This window comes from Vreelandella subglaciescola (assembly GCF_900142895.1).
GTDB lineage: Bacteria > Pseudomonadota > Gammaproteobacteria > Pseudomonadales > Halomonadaceae > Vreelandella > Vreelandella subglaciescola.
This window is the reverse complement of sequence record NZ_LT670847.1, coordinates 2,485,781-2,511,333: the sequence shown is the minus strand read 5'-3', so window position 1 is coordinate 2,511,333 and position 25,553 is coordinate 2,485,781. Positions and strand designations below refer to the sequence as shown.

General features: G+C 62.8%; 20 protein-coding genes. 5 read left to right on the top strand and 15 right to left on the bottom strand.

The window, feature by feature from the left end:
- The first annotated feature begins 16 nt into the window (after nucleotides 1–16).
- Nucleotides 17–3,901, top strand: a complete 3,885-nt coding sequence (locus B5495_RS11670) for a hybrid sensor histidine kinase/response regulator (RefSeq protein ID WP_079553930.1) — start codon at nucleotides 17–19, stop codon at nucleotides 3,899–3,901.
- Here B5495_RS11670 and B5495_RS11665 read toward each other — a convergent pair.
- The 4 genes from B5495_RS11665 to B5495_RS11650 all read right to left on the bottom strand — a co-directional run bounded on the left by B5495_RS11665 (nucleotide 3,898) and on the right by B5495_RS11650 (nucleotide 9,660).
- The gene (locus tag B5495_RS11665; protein WP_079553929.1) at nucleotides 3,898–4,560 is read right to left on the bottom strand and encodes a response regulator; all 663 of its coding nucleotides are present in this window, start codon (nucleotides 4,558–4,560) and stop codon (nucleotides 3,898–3,900) included. The two genes, B5495_RS11670 and B5495_RS11665, sit on opposite strands and share 4 nt — an antisense overlap.
- A 264-nt stretch (nucleotides 4,561–4,824) precedes the next feature.
- A complete protein-coding gene (gene acs / locus B5495_RS11660; RefSeq protein ID WP_079553927.1) occupies nucleotides 4,825–6,777 on the bottom strand; it encodes an acetate--CoA ligase in 1,953 nt (650 codons plus the stop codon).
- 164 nt (nucleotides 6,778–6,941) lie between these two features.
- Complete coding sequence (gene acs, locus B5495_RS11655) at nucleotides 6,942–8,927, bottom strand: acetate--CoA ligase (RefSeq protein ID WP_079553925.1); 1,986 nt, start codon at nucleotides 8,925–8,927, stop codon at nucleotides 6,942–6,944.
- A gap of 160 nt (nucleotides 8,928–9,087) precedes the next feature.
- Nucleotides 9,088–9,660 carry a SprT family zinc-dependent metalloprotease gene (locus B5495_RS11650; protein ID WP_079553923.1) on the bottom strand — a complete coding sequence of 191 codons (573 nt, stop codon included), beginning with the start codon at nucleotides 9,658–9,660 and terminating at the stop codon, nucleotides 9,088–9,090.
- A 57-nt stretch (nucleotides 9,661–9,717) separates the two neighbouring features.
- Here B5495_RS11650 and B5495_RS11645 point away from each other — a divergent pair, with 57 nt between their 5' ends.
- Nucleotides 9,718–10,410, top strand: a complete 693-nt coding sequence (locus B5495_RS11645; protein WP_079553922.1) for a YecA/YgfB family protein — start codon at nucleotides 9,718–9,720, stop codon at nucleotides 10,408–10,410.
- A 15-nt stretch (nucleotides 10,411–10,425) separates the two neighbouring features.
- Here the strand turns inward: B5495_RS11645 and B5495_RS11640 are convergent, their stop codons facing one another.
- The 7 genes from B5495_RS11640 to ampD form a co-directional block, all read right to left on the bottom strand.
- Complete coding sequence (locus tag B5495_RS11640) at nucleotides 10,426–11,538, bottom strand: phospholipase D-like domain-containing protein (protein WP_079553920.1); 1,113 nt, start codon at nucleotides 11,536–11,538, stop codon at nucleotides 10,426–10,428.
- Nucleotides 11,539–12,276 carry a class I SAM-dependent methyltransferase gene (locus B5495_RS11635; protein WP_079555062.1) on the bottom strand — a complete coding sequence of 246 codons (738 nt, stop codon included), beginning with the start codon at nucleotides 12,274–12,276 and terminating at the stop codon, nucleotides 11,539–11,541.
- Between the two features lie 32 nt (nucleotides 12,277–12,308).
- Nucleotides 12,309–13,040, bottom strand: coding sequence for a tRNA (adenosine(37)-N6)-threonylcarbamoyltransferase complex dimerization subunit type 1 TsaB (gene tsaB / locus B5495_RS11630; protein WP_079553918.1), 732 nt, complete (start codon nucleotides 13,038–13,040; stop codon nucleotides 12,309–12,311).
- Nucleotides 13,040–13,705 (bottom strand): adenylate kinase, encoded by a 666-nt coding sequence (adk, locus tag B5495_RS11625; RefSeq protein ID WP_079553916.1) that lies wholly within the window; start codon nucleotides 13,703–13,705, stop codon nucleotides 13,040–13,042. The genes tsaB and adk overlap by 1 nt, the downstream gene beginning before the upstream one ends.
- Before the next feature lie 212 nt (nucleotides 13,706–13,917).
- A complete protein-coding gene (gene aceF, locus B5495_RS11620; protein ID WP_079553914.1) occupies nucleotides 13,918–15,927 on the bottom strand; it encodes a pyruvate dehydrogenase complex dihydrolipoyllysine-residue acetyltransferase in 2,010 nt (669 codons plus the stop codon).
- Nucleotides 15,928–15,985: 58 nt separating this feature from the next.
- Complete coding sequence (gene aceE, locus B5495_RS11615; RefSeq protein ID WP_079553913.1) at nucleotides 15,986–18,670, bottom strand: pyruvate dehydrogenase (acetyl-transferring), homodimeric type; 2,685 nt, start codon at nucleotides 18,668–18,670, stop codon at nucleotides 15,986–15,988.
- A gap of 364 nt (nucleotides 18,671–19,034) precedes the next feature.
- Complete coding sequence (ampD, locus tag B5495_RS11610; RefSeq protein WP_079553911.1) at nucleotides 19,035–19,652, bottom strand: 1,6-anhydro-N-acetylmuramyl-L-alanine amidase AmpD; 618 nt, start codon at nucleotides 19,650–19,652, stop codon at nucleotides 19,035–19,037.
- An 88-nt stretch (nucleotides 19,653–19,740) separates the two neighbouring features.
- Between ampD and nadC the strand changes: the two genes are divergently transcribed.
- Nucleotides 19,741–20,601 carry a carboxylating nicotinate-nucleotide diphosphorylase gene (gene nadC, locus B5495_RS11605; RefSeq protein ID WP_079553909.1) on the top strand — a complete coding sequence of 287 codons (861 nt, stop codon included), beginning with the start codon at nucleotides 19,741–19,743 and terminating at the stop codon, nucleotides 20,599–20,601.
- Here the strand turns inward: nadC and B5495_RS11600 are convergent.
- Nucleotides 20,598–21,122 (bottom strand): GNAT family N-acetyltransferase, encoded by a 525-nt coding sequence (locus B5495_RS11600; protein WP_079553908.1) that lies wholly within the window; start codon nucleotides 21,120–21,122, stop codon nucleotides 20,598–20,600. The genes nadC and B5495_RS11600 overlap by 4 nt on opposite strands.
- Before the next feature lie 122 nt (nucleotides 21,123–21,244).
- On the opposite strand from B5495_RS11600, the gene tsaA reads away from it, so the two are divergent.
- Nucleotides 21,245–22,003, top strand: coding sequence for a tRNA (N6-threonylcarbamoyladenosine(37)-N6)-methyltransferase TrmO (tsaA, locus tag B5495_RS11595; protein WP_079553906.1), 759 nt, complete (start codon nucleotides 21,245–21,247; stop codon nucleotides 22,001–22,003).
- Nucleotides 22,004–22,016: 13 nt separating this feature from the next.
- Here tsaA and purC read toward each other — a convergent pair whose 3' ends face one another.
- The 3 genes from purC to dapA form a co-directional block, all read right to left on the bottom strand.
- Nucleotides 22,017–22,736 carry a phosphoribosylaminoimidazolesuccinocarboxamide synthase gene (gene purC / locus B5495_RS11590; protein WP_079553904.1) on the bottom strand — a complete coding sequence of 240 codons (720 nt, stop codon included), beginning with the start codon at nucleotides 22,734–22,736 and terminating at the stop codon, nucleotides 22,017–22,019.
- Between the two features lie 28 nt (nucleotides 22,737–22,764).
- Nucleotides 22,765–23,733 (bottom strand): hypothetical protein, encoded by a 969-nt coding sequence (locus B5495_RS11585; protein ID WP_079553903.1) that lies wholly within the window; start codon nucleotides 23,731–23,733, stop codon nucleotides 22,765–22,767.
- A 134-nt stretch (nucleotides 23,734–23,867) separates the two neighbouring features.
- Nucleotides 23,868–24,752 carry a 4-hydroxy-tetrahydrodipicolinate synthase gene (dapA, locus tag B5495_RS11580; RefSeq protein WP_079553901.1) on the bottom strand — a complete coding sequence of 295 codons (885 nt, stop codon included), beginning with the start codon at nucleotides 24,750–24,752 and terminating at the stop codon, nucleotides 23,868–23,870.
- Nucleotides 24,753–25,028: 276 nt separating this feature from the next.
- Here dapA and B5495_RS11575 point away from each other — a divergent pair, with 276 nt between their 5' ends.
- A complete protein-coding gene (locus B5495_RS11575) occupies nucleotides 25,029–25,499 on the top strand; it encodes a peroxiredoxin (protein ID WP_079553900.1) in 471 nt (156 codons plus the stop codon).
- Nucleotides 25,500–25,553 lie beyond the last annotated feature (54 nt).

Genomic DNA, 25,553 nt, shown 5'->3' with positions numbered 1-25,553 from the left:
ACGGCGGGAGCGTTGGATGTTTTACGCGGGGCTACTTATCGCGGTATCGCTTGGGTATATTGCGATACTGTTCGGCATTGCCTGGTACGGCGACCGCCGGGCGCATACTCACGGCGCCAGCCGCCGCCGGCCGCTGATTTACAGCCTGGCGCTGGCGATTTACTGCACCTCGTGGACGTTTTACGGTGCCGTGGGGCAGGCGGCGACGTCGGGCTGGTCATTCGCCAGTATTTTTGTCGGCCCCATCCTGACCTTCCTGCTGTTCTGGCCGATACTCGCCAAGATGATCCGCGTGGCCAAGCACCAGAACGTCACCTCGATTGCCGATTTTATTGCCTCGCGCTACGGCAAGGCGCAGTCACTGGCGGTGTTCGCCAGCCTGATCGCACTGGTCGGCACGCTGCCCTATATCGCCCTGCAGCTGAAAGCCGTGGCGTCTTCCTTCAGCATTCTGACCGGCGAAGCCGGCGGGCCGCGCGCGCCGCTGTTTGGCGACGCCGCCTTTTACATCGCCTGCGTCATGGCGCTGTTCGCGATTTTATTCGGCACCCGCCATACCGATGCCACCGAACACCATGAAGGCCTGATTCATGCCGTGGCCTTCGAGTCGCTGGTCAAGCTCGCCGCCTTCATCATTCTCGGCGCCGTGGTGACATGGGGCATGTTCGACGGCCTCGGCGAGCTGATGCATTACGCCGACAGCCAGCTCGATCTCGAACGTCAGCTGACCGAGCAGGATTTCGCCCACGGCTTCTGGGCGCAGACGCTGCTCGCCATGCTGGCGATTTTCTGCCTGCCGCGCCAGTTTCACGTCACCGTGGTCGAAAACATCCACCCCGACGATGCCCAGCGGGCACGCTGGCTGTTTCCGCTGTACCTGCTTGCCGTGGGCTTTTTCGTCATGCCGCTGGCCGCCGCGGGGCTGTGGCTGTTCGGCGACAGTGGCGTTGAGCCGGATGCGTATGTCCTCGCGCTCTCCATGGCCTCGGGCCACGAATGGCTAACGCTGCTGACGTTTATCGGCGGCTTTTCCGCCTCGACCAGCATGGTGATTGTGGCTGCCGTGGCGGTGTCGATCATGATTTCCAACGAAATCGTCATCCCCGCGCTGTTTCGCCTGCGCTGGTTTGATACCCAGGCGCGGGACTACGGGCGGCTGGTGCTGCGCGTCAGGCGTTTTACCATTATTGCCGTGCTCGCGCTGGCCTACGGCTTTTACCGTATGCTCGCCGAGTTCAGCTCACTGGCCTCCATCGGCATGCTCTCGTTTGCCGCCGCCGCCCAGTTTGCCCCGGCGCTGATCGGCGGGCTTTACTGGAAACGCGGCAACTGGCTGGGCGTGACGGTCGGGCTGAACGCGGGCTTTGCCATCTGGGCCTACAGCCTGCTGGGGCCGGCGCTGGTCAATGCCGGCGTGCTGCCCGGCGGCTGGGTCACGAACGGCCCGCTGGGAGTGGCCTGGCTCTCGCCCACGTCGCTGTTTGGCCTGCACCTTGGCGACCCCTTTACCCACGGCGTCATGCTCTCCCTCGGGGTGAACCTGTTCTGCTATATTTTTATCTCGCAGCTGAGCTCCCAGCGGGTCGTCGAGCGCATTCAGGCCTCGCTGTTTGTCGACAGCGTCGAAACCCGCCAGACCTCGATCAATCGCCCGTGGATGGGCGCCACCACGGTGGGCGACCTGAAAGTGCTGTGCGAGCGCTTTCTGGGCGAAGGCCAGGTGGCGCGCGCCTTTGGCGACTACGCCCGGCGCAACGGTACGCCGCTGGCCGACGACGCCCGCGCCTCCATCGACGTGATCCAGTTTACCGAGCGCTTTCTGGCCTCGGTGCTGGGCGCTTCATCGGCGCGCATCGTGGTCAACTCGGCGCTGCAGGGGCGCGGCATCGGCATTTCCGACGTCATTTCGATTGTCGATGAAGCCTCCCAGGTGCTCGAGTTCAACCGCGCGCTGCTGCAGGCCACCATCGAAAATATCACTCAGGGTATCAGCGTGGTCGACCAGCACCTGCGGCTGGTGGTGTGGAACCAGCGCTATCTGGAGCTGTTTCGTTTCCCCGATCATCTGATCCGCGTGGGCGCGCCGATTGACCGCATCTTCCGCTATAACGCCCACAGCGGCGAGTACGGCCCCGGCGACCCGGAGGAGCACGTCGAACTGCTGCTGGATAACATTCGCGAAGGCCAACCCCACCGCTACGTACGCTACCGCCAGGACGGCAGCGTGCTGGAGGTTCAGGGCAACCCCATGCCCGGCGGCGGCTTTGTGTATACCTATCAGGATATCAGCCCGCAAAAGCGCATCGAAGAGGCGCTGATCCGCTCGGAAAACAACATCCGCATCTATACCGACAACGTGCCGGCGCTGATTGCCTATTTCGACAAGGACTGCCGCTACCTGTTTACCAACCGCGCCTACGAACAGGCCTTCGGGGTCGACCGCCACGCGGTCATCGGCCGGCGCTTTGCCGATGTCATGCCGGCCGACCGCGCGCATGAACGCGCCGGCTGGATCGAGCAGACCCTTAACGGCGAGCGGGTGAGTTTTGAAGTATCCATGCCGCAGGCCGGCGAGCTGCGCCACATGCTCGTCACCTATACGCCGCACTTTGACGATGCCCACGCTATTCTGGGCTTTTTCGCGCTGTATCAAGACATTACCGAGCGGCGCCAGGCCGAGGTCGCCCTCAAGGAAACCAACGAAACCCTTGAGGAGCGGGTACACGAGCGAACTCAGGCACTGCGTCAGGCCAAGCAGCTGGCCGAAGACGCCAACACATCAAAAACACGCTTTCTGGCCGCGGCCAGCCACGATCTGCTGCAGCCGCTCAATGCCGCGCGACTGTTTACCTCGGCGCTGATGCAGGACGAAAACACTCCCAACGCCCAGCGCACCATCGGCCATATTGATAACTCGCTGCAGGCGGCCGAAGAGCTGCTGGGCACGCTGCTGGATATCTCCAAGCTCGACGCCGGCGCCCTGACGCCTCGGCGCAGCCACTTTGCGCTGGCCGACATTTTGCGCCCGCTGCGCGCTGAATTCGACGTCATGGCCGAAGACCGGGGATTGGATCTGGTCGTAGTGCCTACCGAGCAGTGGGTGGATTCGGATTCGCAAATGCTGCGCCGCATCATTCAGAACTTCCTTTCCAACGCGCTGCGCTACACCCAGGAGGGTCGCGTGCTGCTGGGCTGCCGGCGCTCGGGAGACCGGCTGCGCATCGAAGTGTGGGATACCGGCCCGGGGATTCCCGAGGCCAAACAGACGGAGATTTTTCAGGAGTTTCGCCGCTTGGATCAGGCCTCGCGCCACCGCGAGAGTGAAAAAGGTCTGGGGCTGGGCCTGTCCATCGCCGAGCGCATGAGCCGAGTGCTGGATCACCCGCTGAAGGTGCGCTCCTGGGAAGGCTACGGCACGGTCTTTAGCGTCAGCGTGCCGACGGTAGCCGCACAAGTAATCGCCGACCAGCCGGCAGAGCCCAAACGCAGCGCCGGCAACAAGCTGGCCGGCACGCGCATCGTCTGCATCGATAACGAGTCGCTGATTCTCGAGGGCATGGCCGCCATGCTCGGCGGCTGGGGGTGCGAGGTCTTTACCGCCACCAGCATCGGCGGTGCCAAGTCTATCTTGCGCAACATGGAAGGCGACCCCGACGCCATTCTGGCCGACTACCATCTGGATAACGAAGTCACCGGCCTGATGGCGCTGGAAGCGCTGGCCGAACGCCTCCAGGGCGACGTGCCCAGCATTGTGATTACCGCCGACCGCAGCGAAGAGGTGGCCGAACAGATCAAACGCGCCGGCCATCACCTGCTGCTCAAACCGGTGCGCCCGGCGGCGCTACGCGCCCTGCTGAGCCGTACCCTGCAGGCCAGCCGCGGCGCGCGTAACGGCGCCTAGGATTCGACCTTGGGCGGATCGACCTCGAGCTTTTTCGCGGCGATGACCGCCTGGGTGCGCGAATGCACGCCGAGCTTGCGCAAAATGGCGGTCACGTGCGCCTTGATAGTGGCCTCGGACACGCTCAGTTCATAGGCGATCTGCTTGTTCAACAGGCCTTCGTTGAGCATGTTGAGCACGCGAAACTGCTGGGGCGTGAGCGAGGCGATGGCCTCGGCAAAGCGCGCCTCTTCTTCGTTGGTGTCGTCGAGCACGCCGGAAAGCGCTTCGGGCAGCCAGACTTCGCCGTCAAGGATTTCGCCCACCGCCTCGGCGATCAGCGTCAGCGACGACGATTTCGGAATGAATCCCGACGCCCCGTAGTCGAGCGCCCGGCGCACCACGTAGGGCTCGTCGCTGCCGGAAATAACCGCTACCGGAATATCGGGCATCTGCCCGCGCAGCTGAATCAGCCCCGAGAAACCGTTGGCGCCCGGCATATGTAAATCCAGCAGCACCAGGTCGGCATCGGGGTGGCGATTCACCACGTCCTTGGTGGCTTCCATGGTGTCCGCCTCGACGATATCCGCCTGCGGTGCGAGCTGACGCAGCGCCTGGGTGAGCGCCGCGCGAAACAGCGGGTGGTCATCGGCGACGATGAACTTATGGGCAATAGCCATGGGTACTCCTCCGAATCCTTGAGCAGCCGTCAAGAGCCTGCCGTCGCGACGCCCGGCCCTGTCGGTTGGGGATAATGCTTTGCGATAGCCCTGGGGCAATCGTACGTCAGGAATGGTACCTCAAGGGATTCACCATGCCCAAGAATGGTTTGCACGGTTTTGTCATTTTCTGCCCGGCTTTTCCAACCGCTTGAGGCAACAATGCCGGCACACCGGCCGGCATTGTTTGGCTTATGAGTGAATGATGTCGGTGAACGGCTGCGCTTAGCGGTTGACGCGGTGCTCGATCAACTCGTCCACCACGCTCGGGTCGGCCAGCGTACTGGTATCACCCAGGCCGTCGCACTCGTTGGCGGCAATCTTGCGCAGAATGCGCCGCATGATCTTGCCCGAGCGAGTTTTGGGCAGCGATGGCGCCCACTGGATGATATCCGGCGAGGCAATCGGGCCAATTTCTTTACGCACCTGCTGGGTCAGCTCTTTCTTGAGTTCGTCGGTCGGCTCTACGTCGTCGCCCAGGGTGACGTAGATGTAGATACCCTGACCCTTGATGTCGTGGGGGTAACCCACCACGGCGGCCTCGGCCACCGCCGCGTGGGCCACCATCGCCGACTCGATTTCGGCAGTGCCCATGCGGTGACCCGAGATGTTGAGCACGTCGTCTACCCGGCCGGTGATCCAGTAGTCGCCGTCGGCGTCGCGGCGGCAGCCATCACCGGTGAAGTAGACGCCGTCGTAGGTCGAGAAATAGGTGCTCACGAAACGCGCGTGGTCGCCCCAGATCGAGCGCGCCTGCCCCGGCCAGGAATCCAGAATCACCAGATTGCCTTCGGCCTCGCCTTCCAGCTGCTGGCCTTCGCTGTCCATGATCGCCGGCTGCACCCCGAAAAACGGCTTGGTGGCCGAGCCGGGCTTGAGCGGCGTCGCCCCGGGCAGCGGGGCAATCATGATGCCGCCGTTTTCGGTCTGCCACCAGGTATCCACGATCGGGCAGCGTTTCTTGCCCATCACGCGGTAGAACCACTCCCAGGCTTCGGGGTTGATCGGCTCGCCTACCGTGCCCAGCAGGCGCAGGCTGTCCCGCGAGCTTGAGTCCATGACGCTGTCGCCGTGGGCCATGAACGCACGGATGGCAGTGGGTGCGGTGTAAAGGATGTTGACCTTGTGCTTGTCGACGATCTCGCCCATGCGCCCGTGGGTCGGGTAGGTCGGCACGCCTTCAAACATCAGCGTGGTCGCGCCGTTGGCCAGCGGCCCGTAGACGATATAGCTGTGCCCGGTCACCCAGCCCACATCGGCGGTGCACCAGTACACGTCGCCTTCGTGGTAATCGAACACGTACTGGTGGGTCATCGCGGCGTAGGTCAGATAGCCGCCGGTAGTGTGTTTGAGGCCTTTGGGCGCGCCGGTGGAGCCCGAGGTATACAGGATAAACAGCGGATCTTCGGCGTTCATCGCCTCTGCCGGGCAGGCCATCGCCTGCTTGTCGACCATCTCGTGGTACCAGACGTCGCGGCCCTCGTGCCAATCGATATCGCCGCCGGTGCGCTTGACCACCAGCACCTCTTCGCACACCTCGGTGCCCTCGCGGGTCAGGGCGGCATCGACGTTATCCTTGAGCGGCACGTGCTTGCCGCCGCGCACGGACTCATCGGCGGTAATCACCAGTTTCGACTGCGCGCCGATCACCCGCTGAGCAATGGCGTCGGGCGAGAAGCCGCCAAAAATCACCGAGTGCACCGCGCCAATGCGCGCGCAGGCAAGCATTGCCACCGCCGCTTCGGGAATCATCGGCATGTACAGCGTGACGGTGTCGCCCTTGCCAATGCCCATTTCCTTGAGCGCGTTGGCCAGCTGATTGGTGCGGTCGTAAAGTTCGGCGTAGGTAATGTGGCACGACTCGGCCGGATCGTCGCCTTCCCAGATAATCGCGGTGTCGCCGCCACGGATTTCCAGATGACGATCCAGGCAGTTGGCCGCCACGTTGAGCTCGCCGTCTTCAAACCAGCGGATATCCACGTTATCGCGATCAAACGAGGTGTTCTTGATTTTGGTCGGCGCCTTGATCCAGTCAAGCCGCTTGGCCTGCTCGGCCCAGAAGCCTTCCGGATCGTCTATCGAGCGCTGATACATGGCCGCGTACTCTGCTTTGTCGGCCCAGGCATTGGCGGCGATATCGTCGCGCACCGGATAGACGTCGTGGTGTTGTTCGCTCATGGATTGCCTCTCCGTGGAAGTACACTGCCTTTATAAAATGTCGCCAGTGGCGTAGGCGACGATAGTTGGCCGCCTTCTTTTACCCTAGCATAAACCCCGCTCACGACCCTTTATGTTAGACATTGGTAGTAACATTTTTCATTGAAATAACAGGTAGTTAACTATCATCTACTGCTGTGGATTTCGCGCTGTTCGATCAGCTCGTCGACCACGCTCGGGTCGGCCAGCGTGCTGGTATCACCCAGACTATCGCATTCGTTGGCGGCAATCTTGCGCAGAATGCGCCGCATGATCTTGCCCGAGCGGGTCTTGGGCAGCGACGGCGCCCACTGAATGATATCCGGCACGGCGATAGACCCCAGATCACGGCGCATGCACTGAGCCAGCTCCTTTTTGAGCGCCTCAGACGGTGCCGCGTCGTCGCCCAGGGTGACGTAGATGTAGATGCCCTGGCCCTTGATCGCGTGGGGGTAGCCCACCACCGCCGCTTCAGCCACCGCCTCGTGGGCCACCAGCGCCGACTCGATTTCGGCAGTACCCATGCGGTGGCCGGACACGTTGAGCACATCGTCCACCCGGCCGGTGATCCAGTAGTCACCGTCGGCGTCGCGGCGGCAGCCGTCGCCGGTGAAGTACACGCCGTCGTAGGTCGAGAAATAGGTGCTCACAAAGCGTTCGTGGTCACCCCAGATCGAGCGCGCCTGCCCCGGCCAGGAATCCAGCACCACCAGATTGCCTTCGGCTTCGCCCTCAAGCTGCTGGCCTTCGCTGTCCATGATCGCCGGCTTTATGCCGAAAAACGGCCTTGTCGCCGAGCCGGGCTTGAGCGGCGTGGCGCCCGGCAGCGGGGCAATCATGATGCCGCCCGTTTCGGTCTGCCACCAGGTATCCACAATCGGGCAGCGCTCGTTGCCGATCACGCGATAGAACCACTCCCAGGCCTCGGGGTTGATCGGCTCGCCTGCGGAACCCAGCAGTCGCAGGCTTTCGCGCGAGCTCGAATCCATCACCCGATCGCCGTGGGCCATCAGCGCGCGTACCGCGGTGGGCGCGGTATAGAGGATGTTGACCTGATGCTTATCGACGATTTCGCCCATGCGCCCGTGAGTCGGATAGGTGGGCACACCTTCAAACATCAGCGTGGTCGCCCCGTTCAGCAACGGGCCGTAGATCAGGTAACTGTGCCCGGTCACCCAGCCCACATCGGCGGTGCACCAGAACACTTCGCCCGCGTGGTAATCAAACACGTAGTGGTGGGTCAGCGAGGCGTAGGTCAAATAACCGCCGGTGGTGTGCTTGAGGCCCTTGGGCGCGCCGGTGGAGCCCGAGGTATACAGGATAAACAGCGGATCTTCGGCGTTCATCGCCTCCGCCGGGCACTCAAGCCCCTGTTTTTCGACCACCTCGTGGTACCAGACATCACGGCCCGCGTGCCAGTCGATGTCACCGCCCGTACGCTGGACCACCAGTACGTTTTCGCACACCTCGGTGCCCTCGCGGGTCAGGGCGGCATCGACGTTATCCTTGAGCGGCACGTGCTTGCCGCCGCGCACGGATTCATCGGCGGTAATCACCAGCCTGGACTGCGCGCCTTTCACCCGCTGGGCAATGGCGTCGGGCGAGAAGCCGCCAAAAATCACCGAGTGCACCGCGCCGATACGCGCGCAGGCCAGCATGGCCACCGCCGCTTCGGGAATCATCGGCATGTACAGCGTGACGGTGTCGCCCTTGCCAATGCCCAGCGCTTTGAGCGCGTTGGCCAACTGATTGGTGCGCTGGTAAAGCTCGGCGTAGGTAATGTGGCGCGAGTCGGCGGGGTCGTCGCCTTCCCAGATAATCGCGGTCTGGTCACCGCGGTGTTGCAGGTGGCGATCCAGACAGTTGGCGGCGGCGTTGAGCTCACCGTCGGCAAACCAGCTAATCTCCACGCTGTCGCGATCAAACGAGGTGTTCTTGATGGTGGTCGGCGCCTTGATCCAGTCAAGCCGCCTGGCCTGCTCGGCCCAGAAGCCTTCCGGATCGTCTATCGAGCGCTGGTACATGGCCGCGTAGTGTTGCTGGTCGGCCCAGGCATTGGCAGCGATAGCGTCGCGCACCGGATAAACGTGGGGCTGCTGTGGCGCATGCGGGGACTGTTGTTGTTCGCTCATGGGGATCCTCCGTGGAACAGCGTGGCTTTCGTGATCTGCCACCCGCTGCACGGCCGGCGACACTCAGCGTATTAGCTTCGCCAGCATAGCGCTCTTCCCCACGGTCTTTCTCCTAGACCTTGGTATTGATATTTTTTACTTAAATAACAATGATTTAAAACTATTCTCGGGCGGCATCACGGCCACAATAGACCAAGGTATCAGCACATTGTCGACAACGGTAACGCCGTCCTTTCTGCCGCTGTGCGTGGCGCTGAGGGGTAAAATGATGCTCGCCGCATCGGCAGCGGTAGCGGTACGGCGCCGGCCGTGCGCGGCTCACGTCCAGCCGGTGGGTCACGCGCGGCACCAGCGCAAACAGCTCGCGCATCACCGCTTGCCATTCGCGCCCGTGGGGCTTCAGGCGCGGCCCGTCCTGCAGATGAAACACCAGCCAGTGCGCCAGCTCGTGGGGAATCACCTCGGCAAAAAAGATCTCGCGATTTTCGCGCAGCAGCACCGGGTTAAAGCGCAGCCCGCCGCGCCCCAGGTGCGCCTGCCCGGCCGAGGCGCCTTTCAGGTCAAACCACACGCCGGGCGCGGGCAGCCCCGGATAGACCTCGCGGGCACGTTCAAGCGCCTCCGTGACGCGGGTGCGTGCGGCGTCTTCAAGGGCGGCGTTATCCAGTCCGGCGAGCCTTTCATCGGGCCAGGCCAGCAGTGGTACGGCCGCATTTGATGATAAACTGGGCATCTTGTTCATCCTTTTCCAACGCCAGCTATTATCAAACGACAATTCGCGAGGCTTTGCATGTCACAGCGCCCGACCCCCCCGCACCAGAATACCCCCGAGGCCGCGCCGCCCGAGCCGCTGTTAAGCGATGACGCGCTTGAGCAACTGGACGATTTTCTTGATTCAGACCGGGTCGATGAAGACGCGTTGGATCTGATCTCGACCCACGGTTTCATGGTCGCGTTGGCCGTCGCCCCGAGCGAGGTGCCCGCCGAGCAGTGGCTTGTCGAGCTGTTTCAGGGCGAGCCCGCCTACGCGGATGACGCCGAGCGCACCGAGATTACCGGCCTGCTGACGGCGCTGCGCGACAACGCCATTGCGCTGCTGGAACAGGGCGGGCTGGTGGAACTGCCGTTTGAGCTGATCCTCGACGGACTGCCCCCCGAGGAAACGCCCATCGGCGACTGGTGCGCAGGCTTCATGGAAGGCGTGTTCAGCGATGAAAGCGCCTGGTTTGCCGACGACGAAGAGGCCGCCGCGACCCTGCTGCTGCCGTTCATGCTGCTCTCGGGGCTGTTCGACGACGAGCCGGACATTGCCGAGCTGTCGGGCGATACCCAGCGGCTGGAAGCGTTGACCACACAGCTGCCCGAACTGGTGCTGGACTTGTACCTGCACTACCGCGTGCCGCCGGAAGCGCCGAGCGGTGGGCGCGGCGCCAAGCCCAAGCCGCGGCCGAAAACGCCGGCCAAGGGTAAAAAGCGCCGTTAAGCCGCTACGCGGCGATTATTTCAACCGCGTCAGCAGCCCGTCGAGCCTGCCAAACAGCCACTCGCGGGCACGCTGGTACCAGGGGCGTGCCGCCCAAGCGCGGGCGTCGACTTCATCGCTGACCGCGAAATTGCGCTCGAACAGGGCATTCACCTCGGCGGCAAAGTGCGCATCGTCCACTTCCTGATTGGCTTCCATGTTCCAGTGCAGGTTCCAGTGATCGAAGTTGCACGAGCCGATGCTGCTCCAGTCATCCGCAAGGACGAACTTGGCGTGAATAAAGCTCGGCTGGAACTCGTAAATACGCACGCCGGCCTTGAGCATGGCAGCGTAAAAGCGCTGGCTGGCGTAGCGCACGCTAAGGTGGTCGTTGTGCCCGCCGGGCAATAGCAGGCGCACGTCAACGCCGCGGCGCGCGGCACGCTTAAGCCGCCGACGCAGCGACAGCGTCGGCACAAAGTAGGGCGTGCACAGCCACAGCCGACGCTGCGCGTTGTCCACGCGGAACTGCAGCGACAGGCGAATGGCCTGATAACGATACCCTCGCCCCATCATCACCCGCCCGCGCATGCTGCCGCCAGACTCACTGACGGCGGCGTGCGGCAGGCGCGGTGCTGGTCGTGTGCACTCGCCGCGGGTAAACCGCGAGGCCCACAGCCGCCTGAACAGCGTCTCCCAGTCAGCCACCACCGGGCCTTCAGCGCGCACGGCGATTTCATACCAGGCGTCAAGAAACGCATCTACCGCACCAAAGCCGCCGACAAAGGCCGCGCGGCCATCCACCACCACGATTTTACGGTGATCACGGCTCAGATTGCGGGTCAGCGAATGCCACCCCAGCGGGTTGAAAAACCGCAGCGCCACGCCGCCGTCCTGCAGCCGCTTACGGTCGTGAGTGGCAAGCCCCATGCTGCCAAAGCCATCCAGCAGCAGACATACCGTCACGCCGCGCCGGGCGGCACTCACCAGCGCTTCGATCACCTGATCGGCCAGCCGGCCGGATTCCATCAGATAAAGCTCGACCAGAATGTAGCGCTCGGCCTGCGCGAACGCCTCAAACATCGCCGGCAGAAAGCTCGCCGACTCGGGCAACAGGGTAAAATGATTGTGCTCACGCCACACCGGCATCTAAACCTCCTGACCGCGCCGAGGGCGCAGCGAGCGGTGGACGTAAATATCGTAGCGGCTGGTTTTGCCTTCAAGCGTATGCGCCACCGCCGGCCCTTCGATGGGCGGCGCCTTGCGCGGCCGCTTGACCACCACCCGATGGGTGGCGACGTCGAGCGCGGCCTCGAGCAAACGCGGGCCGTCGGCATCCTCACCGGCCAGCTCGCGAAACATGCGCATGTCTTTTTTCACCAGCGCGGATTTCTCGCGGTGGGGAAACATCGGGTCAAGATGGACGACCTCGGGGGCCTGCCCCGACGCTGCAACCAGCGCGGCCAGCTCGACCGTGGCGTCGCCCGGCATCAGCCGCATGCGCGCAGCAATCTCGGCGGTATCGGCGTGGCGCGCCGCGCGTGCCAGGCCATCGGCCAGCAGTGCGGCAATCGCCGGCACCCGTTCAATCAGCACCACCGTTGCGCCCAAACCGGCCAGCACAAAGGCGTCGCGGCCAAGTCCCGCCGTGGCGTCGACCACGCTTGGCGTCACGCCTTTGGAAAGCCCGCAGGCGCGGGCTATCAGCTGGCCGCGCCCGCCGCCAAAGCGCCGCCGGTGGCCGGCCTTGCCGCCAACAAAATCGACGTACAGCGACTTGCCGTAGCGTTTTTCATCGCCGGCCAGCACCAGCCCTTCGGCGCGCTGCTCGAGCGTCAGCCCGATGGGCAGCGCGATATTGTCCCAGCGGATACTCTCAGGGCTCATGCCGACTTTTTCCACGCCTACTTTTTCCAAGCCTACTTTTTCCAGGCCACTTGGTTACGCAGATACACCGGCTGCACCAAATGCGCCGGTTGACCCAGCCCGGCGTCAAAATCATGCGCGGCCAGCCAGGCCATTTCCTCGGCGCGCGGCTCAAACTCGGGCACGCGCTGCGCCAGCCTCGCTTTCACCGCTTCGTCAAAGGCGTCCCATAAGGAAGGCCCTTGAGATGGCCCTTGAGAAAGCCCCGACCCTACGCCCGTCCAGCTTTCTTCCGCTCGGTCAGCCGGCGCGTCGGGCAGCACAAAGCGCTCGGGGGCGATCACCGCCTCGTCTCCCACCCGCGTGGGGACGCCGCCTTCCACCCGCCACGCCGCCGCATAGACTTCGCCCATGCGCGCGTCGATCAGCGTGGCGATAGCGTCAACGCCCAACTGGCGGTGTGCCTGTAGTGCCAGCGCTCTCAGCGTAGATACGCCCAGCAGCGGGCAATCGAGGCCAAACGCCAGCCCCTGGGCGGCGCCGGCCGCAATCCGCAGGCCGGTAAACGAGCCGGGCCCGCGGCCAAAGGCCACCGCGTCAAGCGCGCTCGGCGCAAGCTGAGCATCGGCCAGCACCTCATCGACCATGGGCAACAAGCGCCGTGTGTGCTCCCGCGGGGTCATGGCAAAGCGTGCCAGGCACCGTTCGCCCTCGGCATCGCGACGGTAAAGCGCCGCCGAGCAGGCGCTCGACGAGGCGTCCAGAGCAAGCAGATTAAGCGCCATTACGCGGCCTGTTTACCCAGCGCGTCGGTCACCTGACGGGTGATATCCGTCACGCTGCCCACGCCTTCAACGCGGTGATACTGCGGCGCGGCGGCGGGGTCGTCCTTGGCCCACTGCTGGTAGTAGTCCACCAGCGGTGCGGTCTGATCGTGGTAGACGGCCAGGCGGTTGCGCACGGTGGATTCCTGATCGTCTTCGCGCTGAATCAGCGCCTCGCCGGTCACGTCGTCCTTGCCCGGTTCCTGGGGCTGATTATGCTCAATATGGTAGGTGCGCCCCGACGCGGGATGAACGCGACGTCCGGCCAGACGGCCGACAATTTCGTCATCGGCCACGGCAATTTCCAGCACGTGATCGAGTTTGACGCCGGCGTCTTTCATCGCGTCAGCCTGGGGAATGGTGCGCGGGAAGCCATCGAACAGAAAGCCGTGTTCGCAGTCAGGCTGGGCGATGCGTTCCTTGACCAGATCGATGATGATCTCGTCGGACACCAGCCCGCCGCTGTTCATGATGCCCTGAACCTTGAGTCCCAGCTCGCTTTCATCCTTGATTGCCGCACGCAGCATGTCGCCGGTGGAAATCTGGGGGATCTTGTACTGCTCGCAAATAAACTGCGCCTGGGTCCCTTTACCCGCGCCGGGGGCGCCCAACAAAATTAATCGCATAATAGGAGTCCTTGAATAAAACCACTGTTCGAAGCAGCACGCTCGAAAAGCCTGCTCGAGAAAAACGGGCCTCGACAATAACGGCGCATCTGCGCTGGCACAACTGTCTGTTAGGCGTACGCCAGGCCAAAAAGCTGATGCCGCTCGTCACCGTCTGAAAACACAAACGGCGCCCGCAGGCGCCGTTTGCGTATCAATACGCCGTTTGCCGCTTACAGCAGCAGGCGACGAATGTCGCTGAGCACGCTCGACAGGAATGTCGTGAAACGTGCCGCATCCGCACCGTTAACCGCACGGTGGTCGTAGGACAGCGACAGCGGCATCATCAGGCGCGGCTGGAACTCGGCGCCGTCCCATACCGGCTTCATCTGCGCCTTGGAAACGCCCAGAATGGCGACTTCCGGGGCGTTGACGATGGGCGTGAACGCGGTGCCGCCAATCGAACCAAGGCTCGAGATGGTCATGCAGCCACCGGTCATTTCCTCGCGCTTGAGCTTCTTGCTCTGGGCTTTTTTGCCCAGCTCAGCCATTTCGCGGGCGATGTCCAGCAGCGACTTCTGGTCGGCATTGCGCAGTACCGGCACCATCAGACCTTCGGGCGTATCCACGGCGATACCGATATGGACGTAGTTCTTCCATACCATGGTTTCACCGTCGCTCTTCAGGCTGACGTTGAACTGCGGGAACTGCTTGAGCGCAAAAGCGCACGCCTTGACGAGGAACGGCAGCGGCGTGAGTTTCGCGCCCTGCGCCTCGGCTTCGGCCTTCATCGACTTGCGGAAGGCTTCCAGCTCGGTGATGTCCGCGTCTTCAAACTGCGTCACGTGGGGCACATTCACCCAGCTGCGATGCAGGTTGGTCGCGCCCATCTTGAGTAGGCGGCCCATGGGCTTCTCTTCCACTTCGCCGAACTGGCTGAAGTCCTGATCCGGAATCGGCGGAATGCCGCTGCCGCCGGTGGCCGGTGCCTGGCCGGCTGCTGCCGGAGCCTGACCGGACAGTGCCTTTTTGACAAACGCCTGAACGTCTTCCTTGAGCACGCGGCCTTTGGGACCGCTGGGCGGCACCTCAGCCAGATCCACGCCGAACTCGCGGGCGAGCATGCGCACGGCCGGGCCGGCATGTACGCGCTTGCCGTCTTTGGCCGGTGCGGCGCTCGGCTCGGCAGCCGGTGCGCTGGACTTGTCCGCCTTGGGTGCCGGAGCACTCTGAGACTTCTCGGCCTTGGGTGCCGATTTCTCGGGCGCTGCTTTCTTGGGTGCCGCTTTCTTGGCCCCGGCCGTTTCGACGATGCCGATGACGTCGCCTTCGGAGACGCTGTCGCCTTCCTTCACGGAAAGCTCGACCAGCTTGCCCTTGTAGGGGCTGGGCACGTCCATGGAGGCCTTGTCGGATTCCAGCGTGATCAGCGCGTCTTCTGCGTCGATCTCGTCGCCTACGCTGACCGAGATTTCGATGATTTCAGCGCTGTCGCCGATATCCGGCACGCGGACTTCCTGACGCTGCGGCTCGCCGTCATCGGCGGCTTCAGCGTCGTCTTCCGGCGCTTCTTCCTGCTCGGGCGCGGCGCTTGCTGCCGGGGCTTCTGCCGGAGCATCAGCTTCTTCGGCGTCAGCGTCGCCGCCTTCACCTTCCACTTCGATCTGGCCGATCACGTCGCCTTCGGACACGCTGTCACCTTCCTTGACGGAAAGCGCAACGATCTTGCCTGCGTGGGGGCTCGGCACGTCCATTGAGGCCTTGTCGGACTCAAGGGTAATCAGCGCGTCTTCCGCGTCGACCTCATCGCCTTCGCTTACCGCGATTTCGATGATTTCGGCGCTGTCGCCGATGTCAGGCACTTTGATGTCGACGGTCTTCTTGCCGCCGGCCGCCGATTTGGCGGCTTTTTTCGGCGCCTCTTCCTGCTTGGGCGCTTCTTCTTTGGCCGGGGCTTCTTCTTTCGCCGGGGCTGCTTCGGCCTTGTCGTCACCGGCGTCTTCGCCGCCTTCGACTTCAAGCTCGACAATGTCGTCGCCTTCAGAGACGGTATCGCCTTCTTTAACCAGCACTTTCAGCACCTTGCCGCCTTTCGGCGAAGGCACGTCCATGCTGGCCTTGTCAGATTCCAGGGTAATCAGCGCGTCTTCCGCTTCGATGACGTCGCCTTCCGACACTGCAATCTCGATGATTTCGACATCGTCGCCGCCGATGTCGGGCACTTTGATGTTTTCGCTACTCAAGGTCGCGCTCCTTCCAAATCGGGTCGAGCCGGCGGGGTTACCCCCGCCGGGCAGCGGATCAGCTGGTCAGCGGGTTGGACTTGTTCGGGTCGATGTCATACTTCTTGAGTGCCTCGCCCACGACCTTACGGTCGATATCGCCACGGTCAGCCAGCGCTTTCAGCGCAGCTACGGTCACGAAGTAGCGGTTCACCTCGAAGAAGTGACGCAGCTTCTCGCGCGTATCGGAACGACCATAACCGTCGGTGCCGAGTACATGATAGTCGGTCGGCACCCAGGCACGCACCTGATCCGCGTAAAGCTTCATGTAATCGGTCGCGGCGATAGCCGGGCCGTCGCGGCCTTCCAGGCAGGCAGTCACGTGCGGCTTGCCCGGTTCGTCGTCGGGCTTGAGGAACGCCTGACGATCGATCTCGAGCGCTTCACGACGCAGCTCGTTGAAGCTGGTGGCACTCCAGATATCACTGCCCACGCCCCACTCTTCGGCGAGCATTTCCGCCGCGGCTTCGACTTCGCGCAGAATGGTGCCGGAGCCCAGCAGCTGGACGTGGCCCTTGCCTTTCTTGCCCTTGGTCTCGCGCAGCAGGTACATGCCCTTGATGATGTCACCCGCGGGCACGTTGTCCAGCGCCGGATGCTCGTAGTTCTCGTTCATCACGGTCAGGTAGTAGAAGACGTTTTCCTTGTCGGAATACATCCGCTTCAGACCATCCTGAACGATGACCGAGACTTCGTGAGCGTAGGTCGGATCGTAGCTGCGGCAGTTGGGGATGGTCGAGGCCTGGATCATGCTGTGGCCATCCTGGTGCTGCAGACCTTCGCCGTTGAGCGTGGTTCGCCCGGCGGTACCGCCAAGCATAAAGCCGCGTGCCTGCATGTCGCCAGCCGCCCAGGCCAGATCGCCCACGCGCTGGAAGCCGAACATCGAGTAGTAGATGTAGAACGGCAGCATCGGCATGCCGCTGTTGCTGTAGGACGTCGCCGCAGCAATCCACGAGGACATGGCGCCCGCCTCGTTAATGCCTTCCTGCAGTACCTGGCCCTTCTGGGACTCGTGGTAGTACATCAGCTGGCCTTTATCCATCGGCTCGTACTTCTGGCCTTCCGGCGCATAAATACCGAACTGACGGAACATGCCTTCCATACCAAAGGTGCGCGATTCGTCGGGCACAATCGGCACCACACGCTTACCCAGCTGCTTGTTCTTGATCAAGCCGTTGAGGATACGCACGAACGCCATGGTGCTGGAGAACTCACGACCTTTGGAACCGCCCATCTGGGAGGCGAAGATCTTGTCATCCAGCCCCGGGATCTCGAGCGCGTCGAAGTCCGCACGGCGATTGGGCAGGTGGCCGCCCAGGTTTTCGCGACGCATCTTCATGTACTTGATTTCCGGCGAATCGTCCCCCGGATGGTAGTACGGCATTTCTTTTTCCAGCTGCTCGTCGGTCAGCGGGATTTCGAAACGGTCGCGGAACGCCTTCATGACCTCGGGATCGTCGATCGCCTTGATCTGGTGCGCTTCGTTGTCGGCTTCGCCGCCCTCAGCGGTCAGGCCGTAGCCCTTGACGGTGTGCGCCAGGATAACGGTCGGCCGCTCGGTGTCGTTGTGAAACGCCTGATGGTAGGCCGAGTAGACCTTGACCGGGTCGTGGCCGCCGCGGTCGAGCTGGCCGACTTCTTCGTCGGTCATATCAGCGACCAGCGCAGCGGTTTCCGGGTACTTGCCAAAGAAGTTTTCGCGGGTATAAGCGCCGCCTTTGGACTTGCAGTTCTGGTACTCGCCGTCGACGGTTTCGTCCATCAGCTTTTGCAGCATGCCGCTCTTGTCTTTCTCGAACAGCTCATCCCACTTGCGGCCCCAGATCACCTTGATGACGTTCCAGCCGGCACCGCGGAACACGCCTTCAAGCTCGGTGACGATGCTCGCGTTACCGCGTACCGGGCCGTCAAGGCGCTGCAGGTTACAGTTGACCACGAAGTTGAGGTTGTCGAGCTTCTCGCGAACCGCTACGTGCAGGGCACCCAGGGTTTCCGGCTCGTCGCATTCGCCGTCACCCAAAAACGCCCAGACCTTGCGGTCCTTCATGTCCTGGAGGCCACGGTTGTGCGTATATTTGATGAAGCGCGCCTGGTAGATCGACATGATCGGGCCCAGACCCATGGATACCGTGGGCATCTGCCAGTAGTCCGGCATCAGCCAGGGGTGCGGGTAGGACGGCAGGCCGCCGCCGTCGACTTCTTCGCGGAACTTGTCCATCTGATCTTCAGTCAGACGGCCTTCCAAAAAGGAGCGAGCGTAGATACCCGGCGAGCTGTGACCCTGAACATAAATCAGGTCGCCCTGATGATCACCTTCCGGCGCGCGGAAGAAGTGGCTGAAGCCCACGTCATACAGCGTCGCTGCCGACATGAAGCTTGCCAGGTGGCCGCCGATGCCCTTGTTCTTGTTGTTGGCCCGCGTGACCATCGCGGCCATGTTCCAGCGGATCAACGAGCGAATCCGACGCTCCATGCCCAGATCGCCCGGCATGCGCGCTTCGCGCGCCGGCGGAATGGTGTTGCGGTGCGGGGTTGTCACCGAGAACGGCGCGACGCCCGAATCCTGACGCATGCGATCCGCCAGGCGGGTCAGCAGGTAACGGGCACGCTCATCACCCTCACGATCCAGCACCGACTCCAGGGCTTCTAGCCACTCCGTGGACTCGACCGGGTCGAGATCTTCTCGTGTCTCCAGACTCATAAAAGTCTCTCCGAATGACGATAAATGACATTGGCCCCGCGAACCGGGGGCCTGGGCGGCCGCGGTAGTCATGGTGCCACCACAGGCCTGTGTTCACCGGCGCGCCTTGCCAGCGCAAAATGGAAATCCATTCTACATTCAAGACATGGCGTTCGGCAAAATGTAGTAAAGCTACATAAAAGTTGAAAAACAACGTTATTTGCTGCCGGGGATCATACCGTAAAGTCGCATCCCTGCCAATTTCTCGCGGCATAAAATGCCGCTGAAACGCGCACCCTGTACGTCAATATCGGACATTTTCAAGGCGTTACAGCTATGCGTTATAAATCAACAAAAGTGTAGCTAAACTACCCGTTATGGCACTTTACGGTGCCTCCGGCGCCACCGACGGCGCTGTTTTCGGGCACCACAATTGATAAAAATACCGCCAGTCAAAGGCGGGACCGGGGTCGGTCTTGCGCAGCGGGGCAATTTTCGCGTGGCTGGTGATGCGCGTGGCATCGAGTGCGGCGTAGCGCGCCGTCAGCCAGCTGGCCAGCGCGGCGAGCGTGACGTACTGGGCGCGAGTAAACGGCGTGTGATCATCGCCCTCAAGCTCGATGCCCACGGAAAAGTCGTTCAGCGCGTGGCGATCGCGTTCTTCGCGCGCGTCCCACCAGCGCGAGCGCCCGGCGTGCCAGGCGCGGCGGGCGGTATCCACAAACTGCACGCACTCGCCGTCGCGGCGGATCAGAAAATGCGCCGACACGCGCAGCGCGGCGATCTCGGCAAAAAACGGGTGGTCGGCCGAATCCAGCCGGTTGGTAAACAGCGCCTCGATCGCGTCGCCGCTAAATTCGCCCGGCGGCAGGCTGATGGCGTGCACCACGATTAACGACACCTCCCCCACGGGGCGCACGTCGGCATTGGGGGAGGCGACCCAACGCGCCTGCGGCCAGCGGCCTGATTCGCTATGGCCCGGTTCGCCATTGACTGAATTCACAGCGTTCTCCTGTCAGATACCACGCACTTTCCCTATACTGACGGCTTTATCCAACCGCTTCACGTTACGTTTGGGAAAGATCGCCGCTATGCATTATTACACCGCTCTTGCCGAAGAAATACGCTCAGGTGCCGCTCATCTGCTGACCGAAGATCTCGGCCCCGGCGATATTACCGCCAATCTGATCCCCGAGCAGCAATGGGCGCACGCGCGGGTTATCACCCGAGATGCTGCGGTGCTGTGCGGCGTCGCCTGGGTGGATGAAATCTTTCGCCGGCTCGACACCCGCGTGACGCTTGCATGGCAGGCCGCCGACGGCGACCGCCTGGACGCCGGGCAGTGCTTTCTGACGCTTGAAGGCCCGGCGCGCAGCCTTTTGACCGGCGAGCGCGCCGCACTTAACGTGCTGCAGACGCTCTCGGCCACGGCGACCGCCACCCGGCGCTATGTCGATCTGCTGGAAGACACCGGCGTACGCCTTTTGGACACCCGCAAAACCCTGCCCAATCTGCGCCTGGCGCAGAAATACGCGGTGACCTGCGGCGGCGGGCATAACCACCGCATCGGCCTGTGGGATGCGTTTTTGATCAAGGAAAATCACATCGCCGCCTGCGGCGGTATCGAGGCGGCGGTGGGCCAGGCGCGCAAGCTGGCAAGCGACCTGACCGTTGAGGTGGAAGTCGAAACCCTCGACGAGCTGGACCAGGCGCTGGCCGCCGGGGCTGACACCATCATGCTGGACAACTTTACGCTTGATGAGCTTCGCGAAGCGGTGGCTCGCGGCAAAGGCCGGGCGGTACTGGAAGCCTCGGGCAACGTCAACGAGTCCACCCTCAAGGCGATTGCCGACACCGGCGTTGACTGCATTTCCAGCGGCGCGCTGACCAAGGACATCAAGGCCATCGACCTGTCCATGCGCCTGGTCGAAAGCGACGACATACCGCGCTAGGTTTCAACGGCGTAGAGGCTTTTACGCAGGCGATAGCGCTTGAGCTTTTCGCCGCTGCGCTCGACCCACTCCTCGCCGAGGTTGTCCCAGCCCCGGCGCTCGAGACGTTCCACCAGCATCAGGCTGGCTTCAATTTCCACCGCGCCGTGCCCCTGCTCCAGCAGCAGGCGTTCGGCGTGAACCAGCAGCGTCGTGCCCATGCCCTGCCCGCCAAGCGACGGCCACACGTAGAGCGTTTCTATCCGCCCGGCGGCCATATCCAGCTCCAAAAAGCCCACGCAGCGCCCGTCGCACACGGCCACCAGCGTGGTATACAGCGGGTGGCGGGCGGCCCAGGCACTGGCTTCCCGGGGCAGCACCTGCGCCCAGGCGCGGCGCTGGGTCAGCGAATAGTGGTTGGCCGCGCCCTGCATTACGGCGTGATAAAACACTTCAGCCTGGTCCGCCGCGTCGCGCACCAGCGCCTCTCGGTACACAATACGCGGCGCCTCGACCGTTGCTTCGGCTTCCATTTCCGTCATGTTTGCCCTCTTGTCAACGTAAAACGCCTTCCGCTCAAGAACCGACCTCAGCCCGGGAACGACCGGCCAACTTACCTTATACTGCGCCAATCTTCATCTTGAACGCCCAAGGCTGTTTATTTATGCATCGTCCTCGGACATCAACCGCTGCCTACTCGCTGACGCCGCTGGGCGTGATTCACAGCGATTACCCGGACAAGTTCGGTGTACCCCGCCAGCCGGGACTGGCACCGGCCGCCAGAGCCACATTGGTGCTGACACCGCCGTTTAACGACCCACTGGCGGTACGCGGCCTGTTCGCGTTCAGCCACCTGTGGCTGACCTTCATTTTCCATCAGACGCCGCAAGCCCGGGGGCAATTTACGCCACTGGTGCGCCCGCCGCGGCTGGGTGGCAACCAAAAAACCGGCGTTTTTGCCAGCCGCAGCCCCAACCGGCCCAACCGGCTGGGGCTGTCGCTGGTCAGGCTTGAGGCGGTGGAAACACAGGGCGGGGTCAGGCTGGTGCTTGGCGGCTGCGACTTGATCGACCAGACGCCGGTGGTGGACATCAAACCCTACATTCCGTGGGTCGAGGCGCGCCCCGATGCCCGGGCGGGTTTTGCCCCCACACCGCCGCCCGAGGTCAACGTGGTGTTTTACCCCGAGGCGTGTGCACTACTTGACCGGCGCGGCGACGGCGCTTCGCTCAAGGCATTGATTGAACAGGTGCTAAGGCAGGATCCACGGCCGGCGTATCAGCACACCCGGCGCGGTGGCGGACGCGTTCACGGGGTGCGCCTGCGCGATGTCGACGTGAAGTTTCAAGCGCTGGACGCTCAAGAATCAGGCAGCGACTCACCCACCATCCTTGCGGTGGTGGGTATTGAAATACTGGACTGATAACGAGGCGCTATCAGACCTCGGGAAAGGTCACGCCAATGCGGCGGCCGACTTCTTCGTAGGCTTCGATCACGCCGCCAAGCCCCTGGCGGAAACGGTCTTTATCCAGTTTCTCCCGGGTGTGGGCGTCCCACAGCCGGCAGCCGTCCGGCGAGAACTCATCGCCCAGAATCACCTTGCCGTCGTAAAGGCCAAACTCCAGCTTGTAATCCACCAGCAGCAGATCACCGCCGGCAAACAGCTGCTTGAGCACGTGGTTGACCTTGAACGTCAACTCTTTCATCCGCGCCAGCTGCTCGGGCGTGGCCCAGCCAAAGGTTTCGGCCAGCGACTCGTTGATCATCGGGTCGCCGCGATCGTCGTCCTTGAGGAACAGCTCGAACGTCGACGGCGTCAGCGTGGCACCCTCTTCCACCCCCAGCCGCTTGACCAGCCCGCCGGCGGCAATATTGCGCACCACGCACTCCACCGGAATCATCTGCATCTTCTTGACCAGACTTTCGGTATTGGACAGGCGCTTTTCAAAATGGGTGGGGATACCCGCGTCTTCCAGACGCTCCATGATGAAGGCGTTGAAAACGTTGTTGACCATGCCCTTACGCGCCAGCGCCTCTTTTCTTTTGCCATCAAAGGCGCTGGTGTCATCGCGGAACTCGAGCACCAGAAGGTCCGGCGCATCGGTGGTGTAAACGGATTTTGCCTTGCCGGCGTAAAGCTCCTGGCGCTTTTCCATGGTGACTCCCAAGCAGATAAATAAAAGGTTAGCGTAAATAGCCGGAAACGCGCTCAAGCAGCTCGCGCTGGGCATCAGCGCTCAGCGTTTGTTCGCCGGCGCTTTGAGCACGCAGCGTGCTTTGCCCGTTCTGGCCGTCAATCTCCAGGCGCACCTTTTGGGCGCTGGCGTCACCAAACGGATTGAGCTGTGCCAGCACGCCGCGCCGGCGGTTATCCAGCGTCAGGTAGTCCACCACAAAGGCGTGACGCTCAGGCTCGGCGCTCAGCAGTTCGCGCTTGTCCGGCTGGGTGAAATCCAGCGCCAGATAGTGGGCGATTTCCGCCCAGGCACGGTCGGCCGAATAGGGAATGCGCACGCGAAAGCCATCGCTGCCGTCGCGCGTGAGCTGCACGGCACGGCGATCATCAACGCGCTGAGCCTTCAGTGACGACAGCGTGTTGTCGGAACTGGCGCCGGCATTCAGGTAGCCTGCAAGGCTTGCAAGGCAGCTCGGCAGCGGCTGGCCGGCGCGCTCGCAGTGGACCTCGCTGGCCCCGACGCGCACGGCGTTGTCCAGCCGCAGCGTGCCGGCCTGCGTCTCCAGCACCCCCTGGGATGGCCGGCTACGTTCGATGCCGCCTCCCTGGGTGCGGGCAAAGCGCTCCAGCTGCGGCCATACGCTGGCCGCGTCGTCCGCCACCACCAGCCAGCGCTGGTCGTTGATCTGGCGCGACGTGACGTAGTCTTCTTCAAGCCCCCTGGCAGCGGTCAGGGGGCGTGGCGCATGCGCTTCAACCGGCTCATCGGGGCCGGGCGCGCGAGCACCGCCCTGCGGCATGGGCAACGCGCTTTGGTAGCGGCCCTGATCGCGAGTGTCGGGGAGTACCAGCGGCGGAGCCGGCGCCGACTCGACGTAGTCGAGGTTGCGGTCGTCGTAAAAGCCATCCCGAGCGCAACCGGCAAGCGCGACAGCGCCTACCAGTGCCAGCGGTATCCATTTGAGCGCAGCGTTCATCCAGCCACCTTTCCGTTGAGCGAGTCAGGCGCCGGCACGTTGCGCGCCGGCGCCACTTGATTGTTGCGGGCCTGGTCTGTCACTAACCGGACGTGTGTGGCTTAGTCTTCCACCACATGGTTAGTCTTCCACTACTAGTCTTCCACTACGTCGGCCAGCTGTAGCGCTTCGCTGATCGTGGCGTGGTATTTGTCCGAGAGCCAGGTCAGCGGCAAACGCAGCCCGGCATCGGCGTAACCCATGCGGTTAAGCGCCCACTTGACCGGGATCGGGTTGGACTCGATGCCGAGGTTGGTGTGCAGCGGTATCAGGCGCGTGTTGATCGAGTGCGCAGTTTCGGCGTCACCGGCAACCGCCGCGGCGCACAGGTCGTGCATCGCCTTGGGAGCAACGTTAGCGGTCACGGAAATATCGCCGTGGCCACCCATCAGCATGAAATCGCACGCGGTGCCGTCGTCACCGGAGTAGAGCATGAAGTCGCTGCCTTTCAGGCGGGCGATGAGGTCTTCGGCGCGTTCGAGGTTGCCGGTGGCGTCTTTCAGCCCGACGATATTATCCACCTCGGCCAGCCGCATTACGGTCTCGTTGTACAGGTCAGAGCAGGTGCGCCCCGGCACGTTATACAGAATAACCGGGATCGTGCTGCCTTCGGCCACCGCCTTGAAGTGCTGGTACAGGCCTTCCTGCATCGGCTTGTTGTAGTACGGGCACACCGACAGGCAATAGTCCGCACCGACGTCACCGGCGTAGCGGGCAAGCTCCACCGCCTCGGACGTGGCGTTGGCGCCGGTACCGGCAATCACCGGAATGCGGCCATTAACTTCCTCAACCACGGTGCGAATCACGTCAAAGTGTTCGGCAAAGGACATGGTGGTGGGCTCGCCGGTGGTACCCGCCGCGACGATGGCATCGGTGCCGTTGTCGAGATGGAAGTTCACCAGGCGACGGAGCGCCTCCCAGTCGATATCGCCATTGACTTTCATCGGCGTCGCCAGGGCGACAAGGCTGCCAGTGATCATCCGCTTATACCTCACGCAAAAAAGATCGGGACACGCGGCGCTTGCAAACGCTCGCGCGTAATTGGGATCAAGGAGCCGCGTCGGCGCCTTGGTTAACGCCCTGCGGTTCCACAGACGCTAAATGGTACTCAGGCGACGAAAGCCTGTACAGCGCAAAGCGTTGCGACTTGTTATCGAAACGGGCATTGCGCCAGGCATGCCACGCCGCGTTTTTTTGACAGTCGCCGGCCGCTTGCGTGTAATCAACCTGTCTCACCCCCTGATCAAGGAGCTTTTATGAGCATTGAAATCGGCCAGAACGTACCGGATTTTTCCGCTACGGCAACCGGCGACGCCACCGTGACGCTGTCTGAACTGCGCGGCAAGCAGGTCGTGGTGTACTTCTACCCCAAGGCCAGCACCCCCGGTTGCACCACCGAAGGCGGCGACTTTCGCGATAACAAGGCCGCGTTTGACGCCGCCAACACGGTAATCCTCGGCGTCTCCCGCGACGGCCTGCGCGCCCAGGAAAACTTCAAGGCCAAGGAGGAGTTCAACTTCGCATTGATTGCCGACACGGACGAAACGGTATGCCAGCTGTTTGACGTGATCAAACTCAAAAAGATGTACGGCAAGGAACATTTGGGCATCGATCGCAGCACGTTTTTGATCGACGCCGACGGCAAGCTGGCACAGGAATGGCGCGGCGTTAAAGTGCCGGGCCACGTCGACGAAGTGCTCGCCGCCGCCAAGGCGCTCAACGGCTAAAAGCTTAACGACAACGTTCTATACGCGGCACCGGGCGCAGGAACAGCCCCCGGT

What these genes read in the sequence shown, in the direction of transcription:
- B5495_RS11670 (WP_079553930.1), top strand. Translation starts at nt 17, where the DNA reads ATGTTTTACGCGGGGCTACTTATCGCGGTATCGCTTGGGTATATTGCG.
- B5495_RS11665 (WP_079553929.1), bottom strand. Translation starts at nt 4,560, where the DNA reads ATGGCTATTGCCCATAAGTTCATCGTCGCCGATGACCACCCGCTGTTT.
- acs (WP_079553927.1), bottom strand. Translation starts at nt 6,777, where the DNA reads ATGAGCGAACAACACCACGACGTCTATCCGGTGCGCGACGATATCGCC.
- acs (WP_079553925.1), bottom strand. Translation starts at nt 8,927, where the DNA reads ATGAGCGAACAACAACAGTCCCCGCATGCGCCACAGCAGCCCCACGTT.
- B5495_RS11650 (WP_079553923.1), bottom strand. Translation starts at nt 9,660, where the DNA reads ATGCCCAGTTTATCATCAAATGCGGCCGTACCACTGCTGGCCTGGCCC.
- B5495_RS11645 (WP_079553922.1), top strand. Translation starts at nt 9,718, where the DNA reads ATGTCACAGCGCCCGACCCCCCCGCACCAGAATACCCCCGAGGCCGCG.
- B5495_RS11640 (WP_079553920.1), bottom strand. Translation starts at nt 11,538, where the DNA reads ATGCCGGTGTGGCGTGAGCACAATCATTTTACCCTGTTGCCCGAGTCG.
- B5495_RS11635 (WP_079555062.1), bottom strand. Translation starts at nt 12,276, where the DNA reads ATGAGCCCTGAGAGTATCCGCTGGGACAATATCGCGCTGCCCATCGGG.
- tsaB (WP_079553918.1), bottom strand. Translation starts at nt 13,040, where the DNA reads ATGGCGCTTAATCTGCTTGCTCTGGACGCCTCGTCGAGCGCCTGCTCG.
- adk (WP_079553916.1), bottom strand. Translation starts at nt 13,705, where the DNA reads ATGCGATTAATTTTGTTGGGCGCCCCCGGCGCGGGTAAAGGGACCCAG.
- aceE (WP_079553913.1), bottom strand. Translation starts at nt 18,670, where the DNA reads ATGAGTCTGGAGACACGAGAAGATCTCGACCCGGTCGAGTCCACGGAG.
- nadC (WP_079553909.1), top strand. Translation starts at nt 19,741, where the DNA reads ATGCATTATTACACCGCTCTTGCCGAAGAAATACGCTCAGGTGCCGCT.
- B5495_RS11600 (WP_079553908.1), bottom strand. Translation starts at nt 21,122, where the DNA reads ATGACGGAAATGGAAGCCGAAGCAACGGTCGAGGCGCCGCGTATTGTG.
- tsaA (WP_079553906.1), top strand. Translation starts at nt 21,245, where the DNA reads ATGCATCGTCCTCGGACATCAACCGCTGCCTACTCGCTGACGCCGCTG.
- purC (WP_079553904.1), bottom strand. Translation starts at nt 22,736, where the DNA reads ATGGAAAAGCGCCAGGAGCTTTACGCCGGCAAGGCAAAATCCGTTTAC.
- B5495_RS11585 (WP_079553903.1), bottom strand. Translation starts at nt 23,733, where the DNA reads ATGAACGCTGCGCTCAAATGGATACCGCTGGCACTGGTAGGCGCTGTC.
- dapA (WP_079553901.1), bottom strand. Translation starts at nt 24,752, where the DNA reads ATGATCACTGGCAGCCTTGTCGCCCTGGCGACGCCGATGAAAGTCAAT.
- B5495_RS11575 (WP_079553900.1), top strand. Translation starts at nt 25,029, where the DNA reads ATGAGCATTGAAATCGGCCAGAACGTACCGGATTTTTCCGCTACGGCA.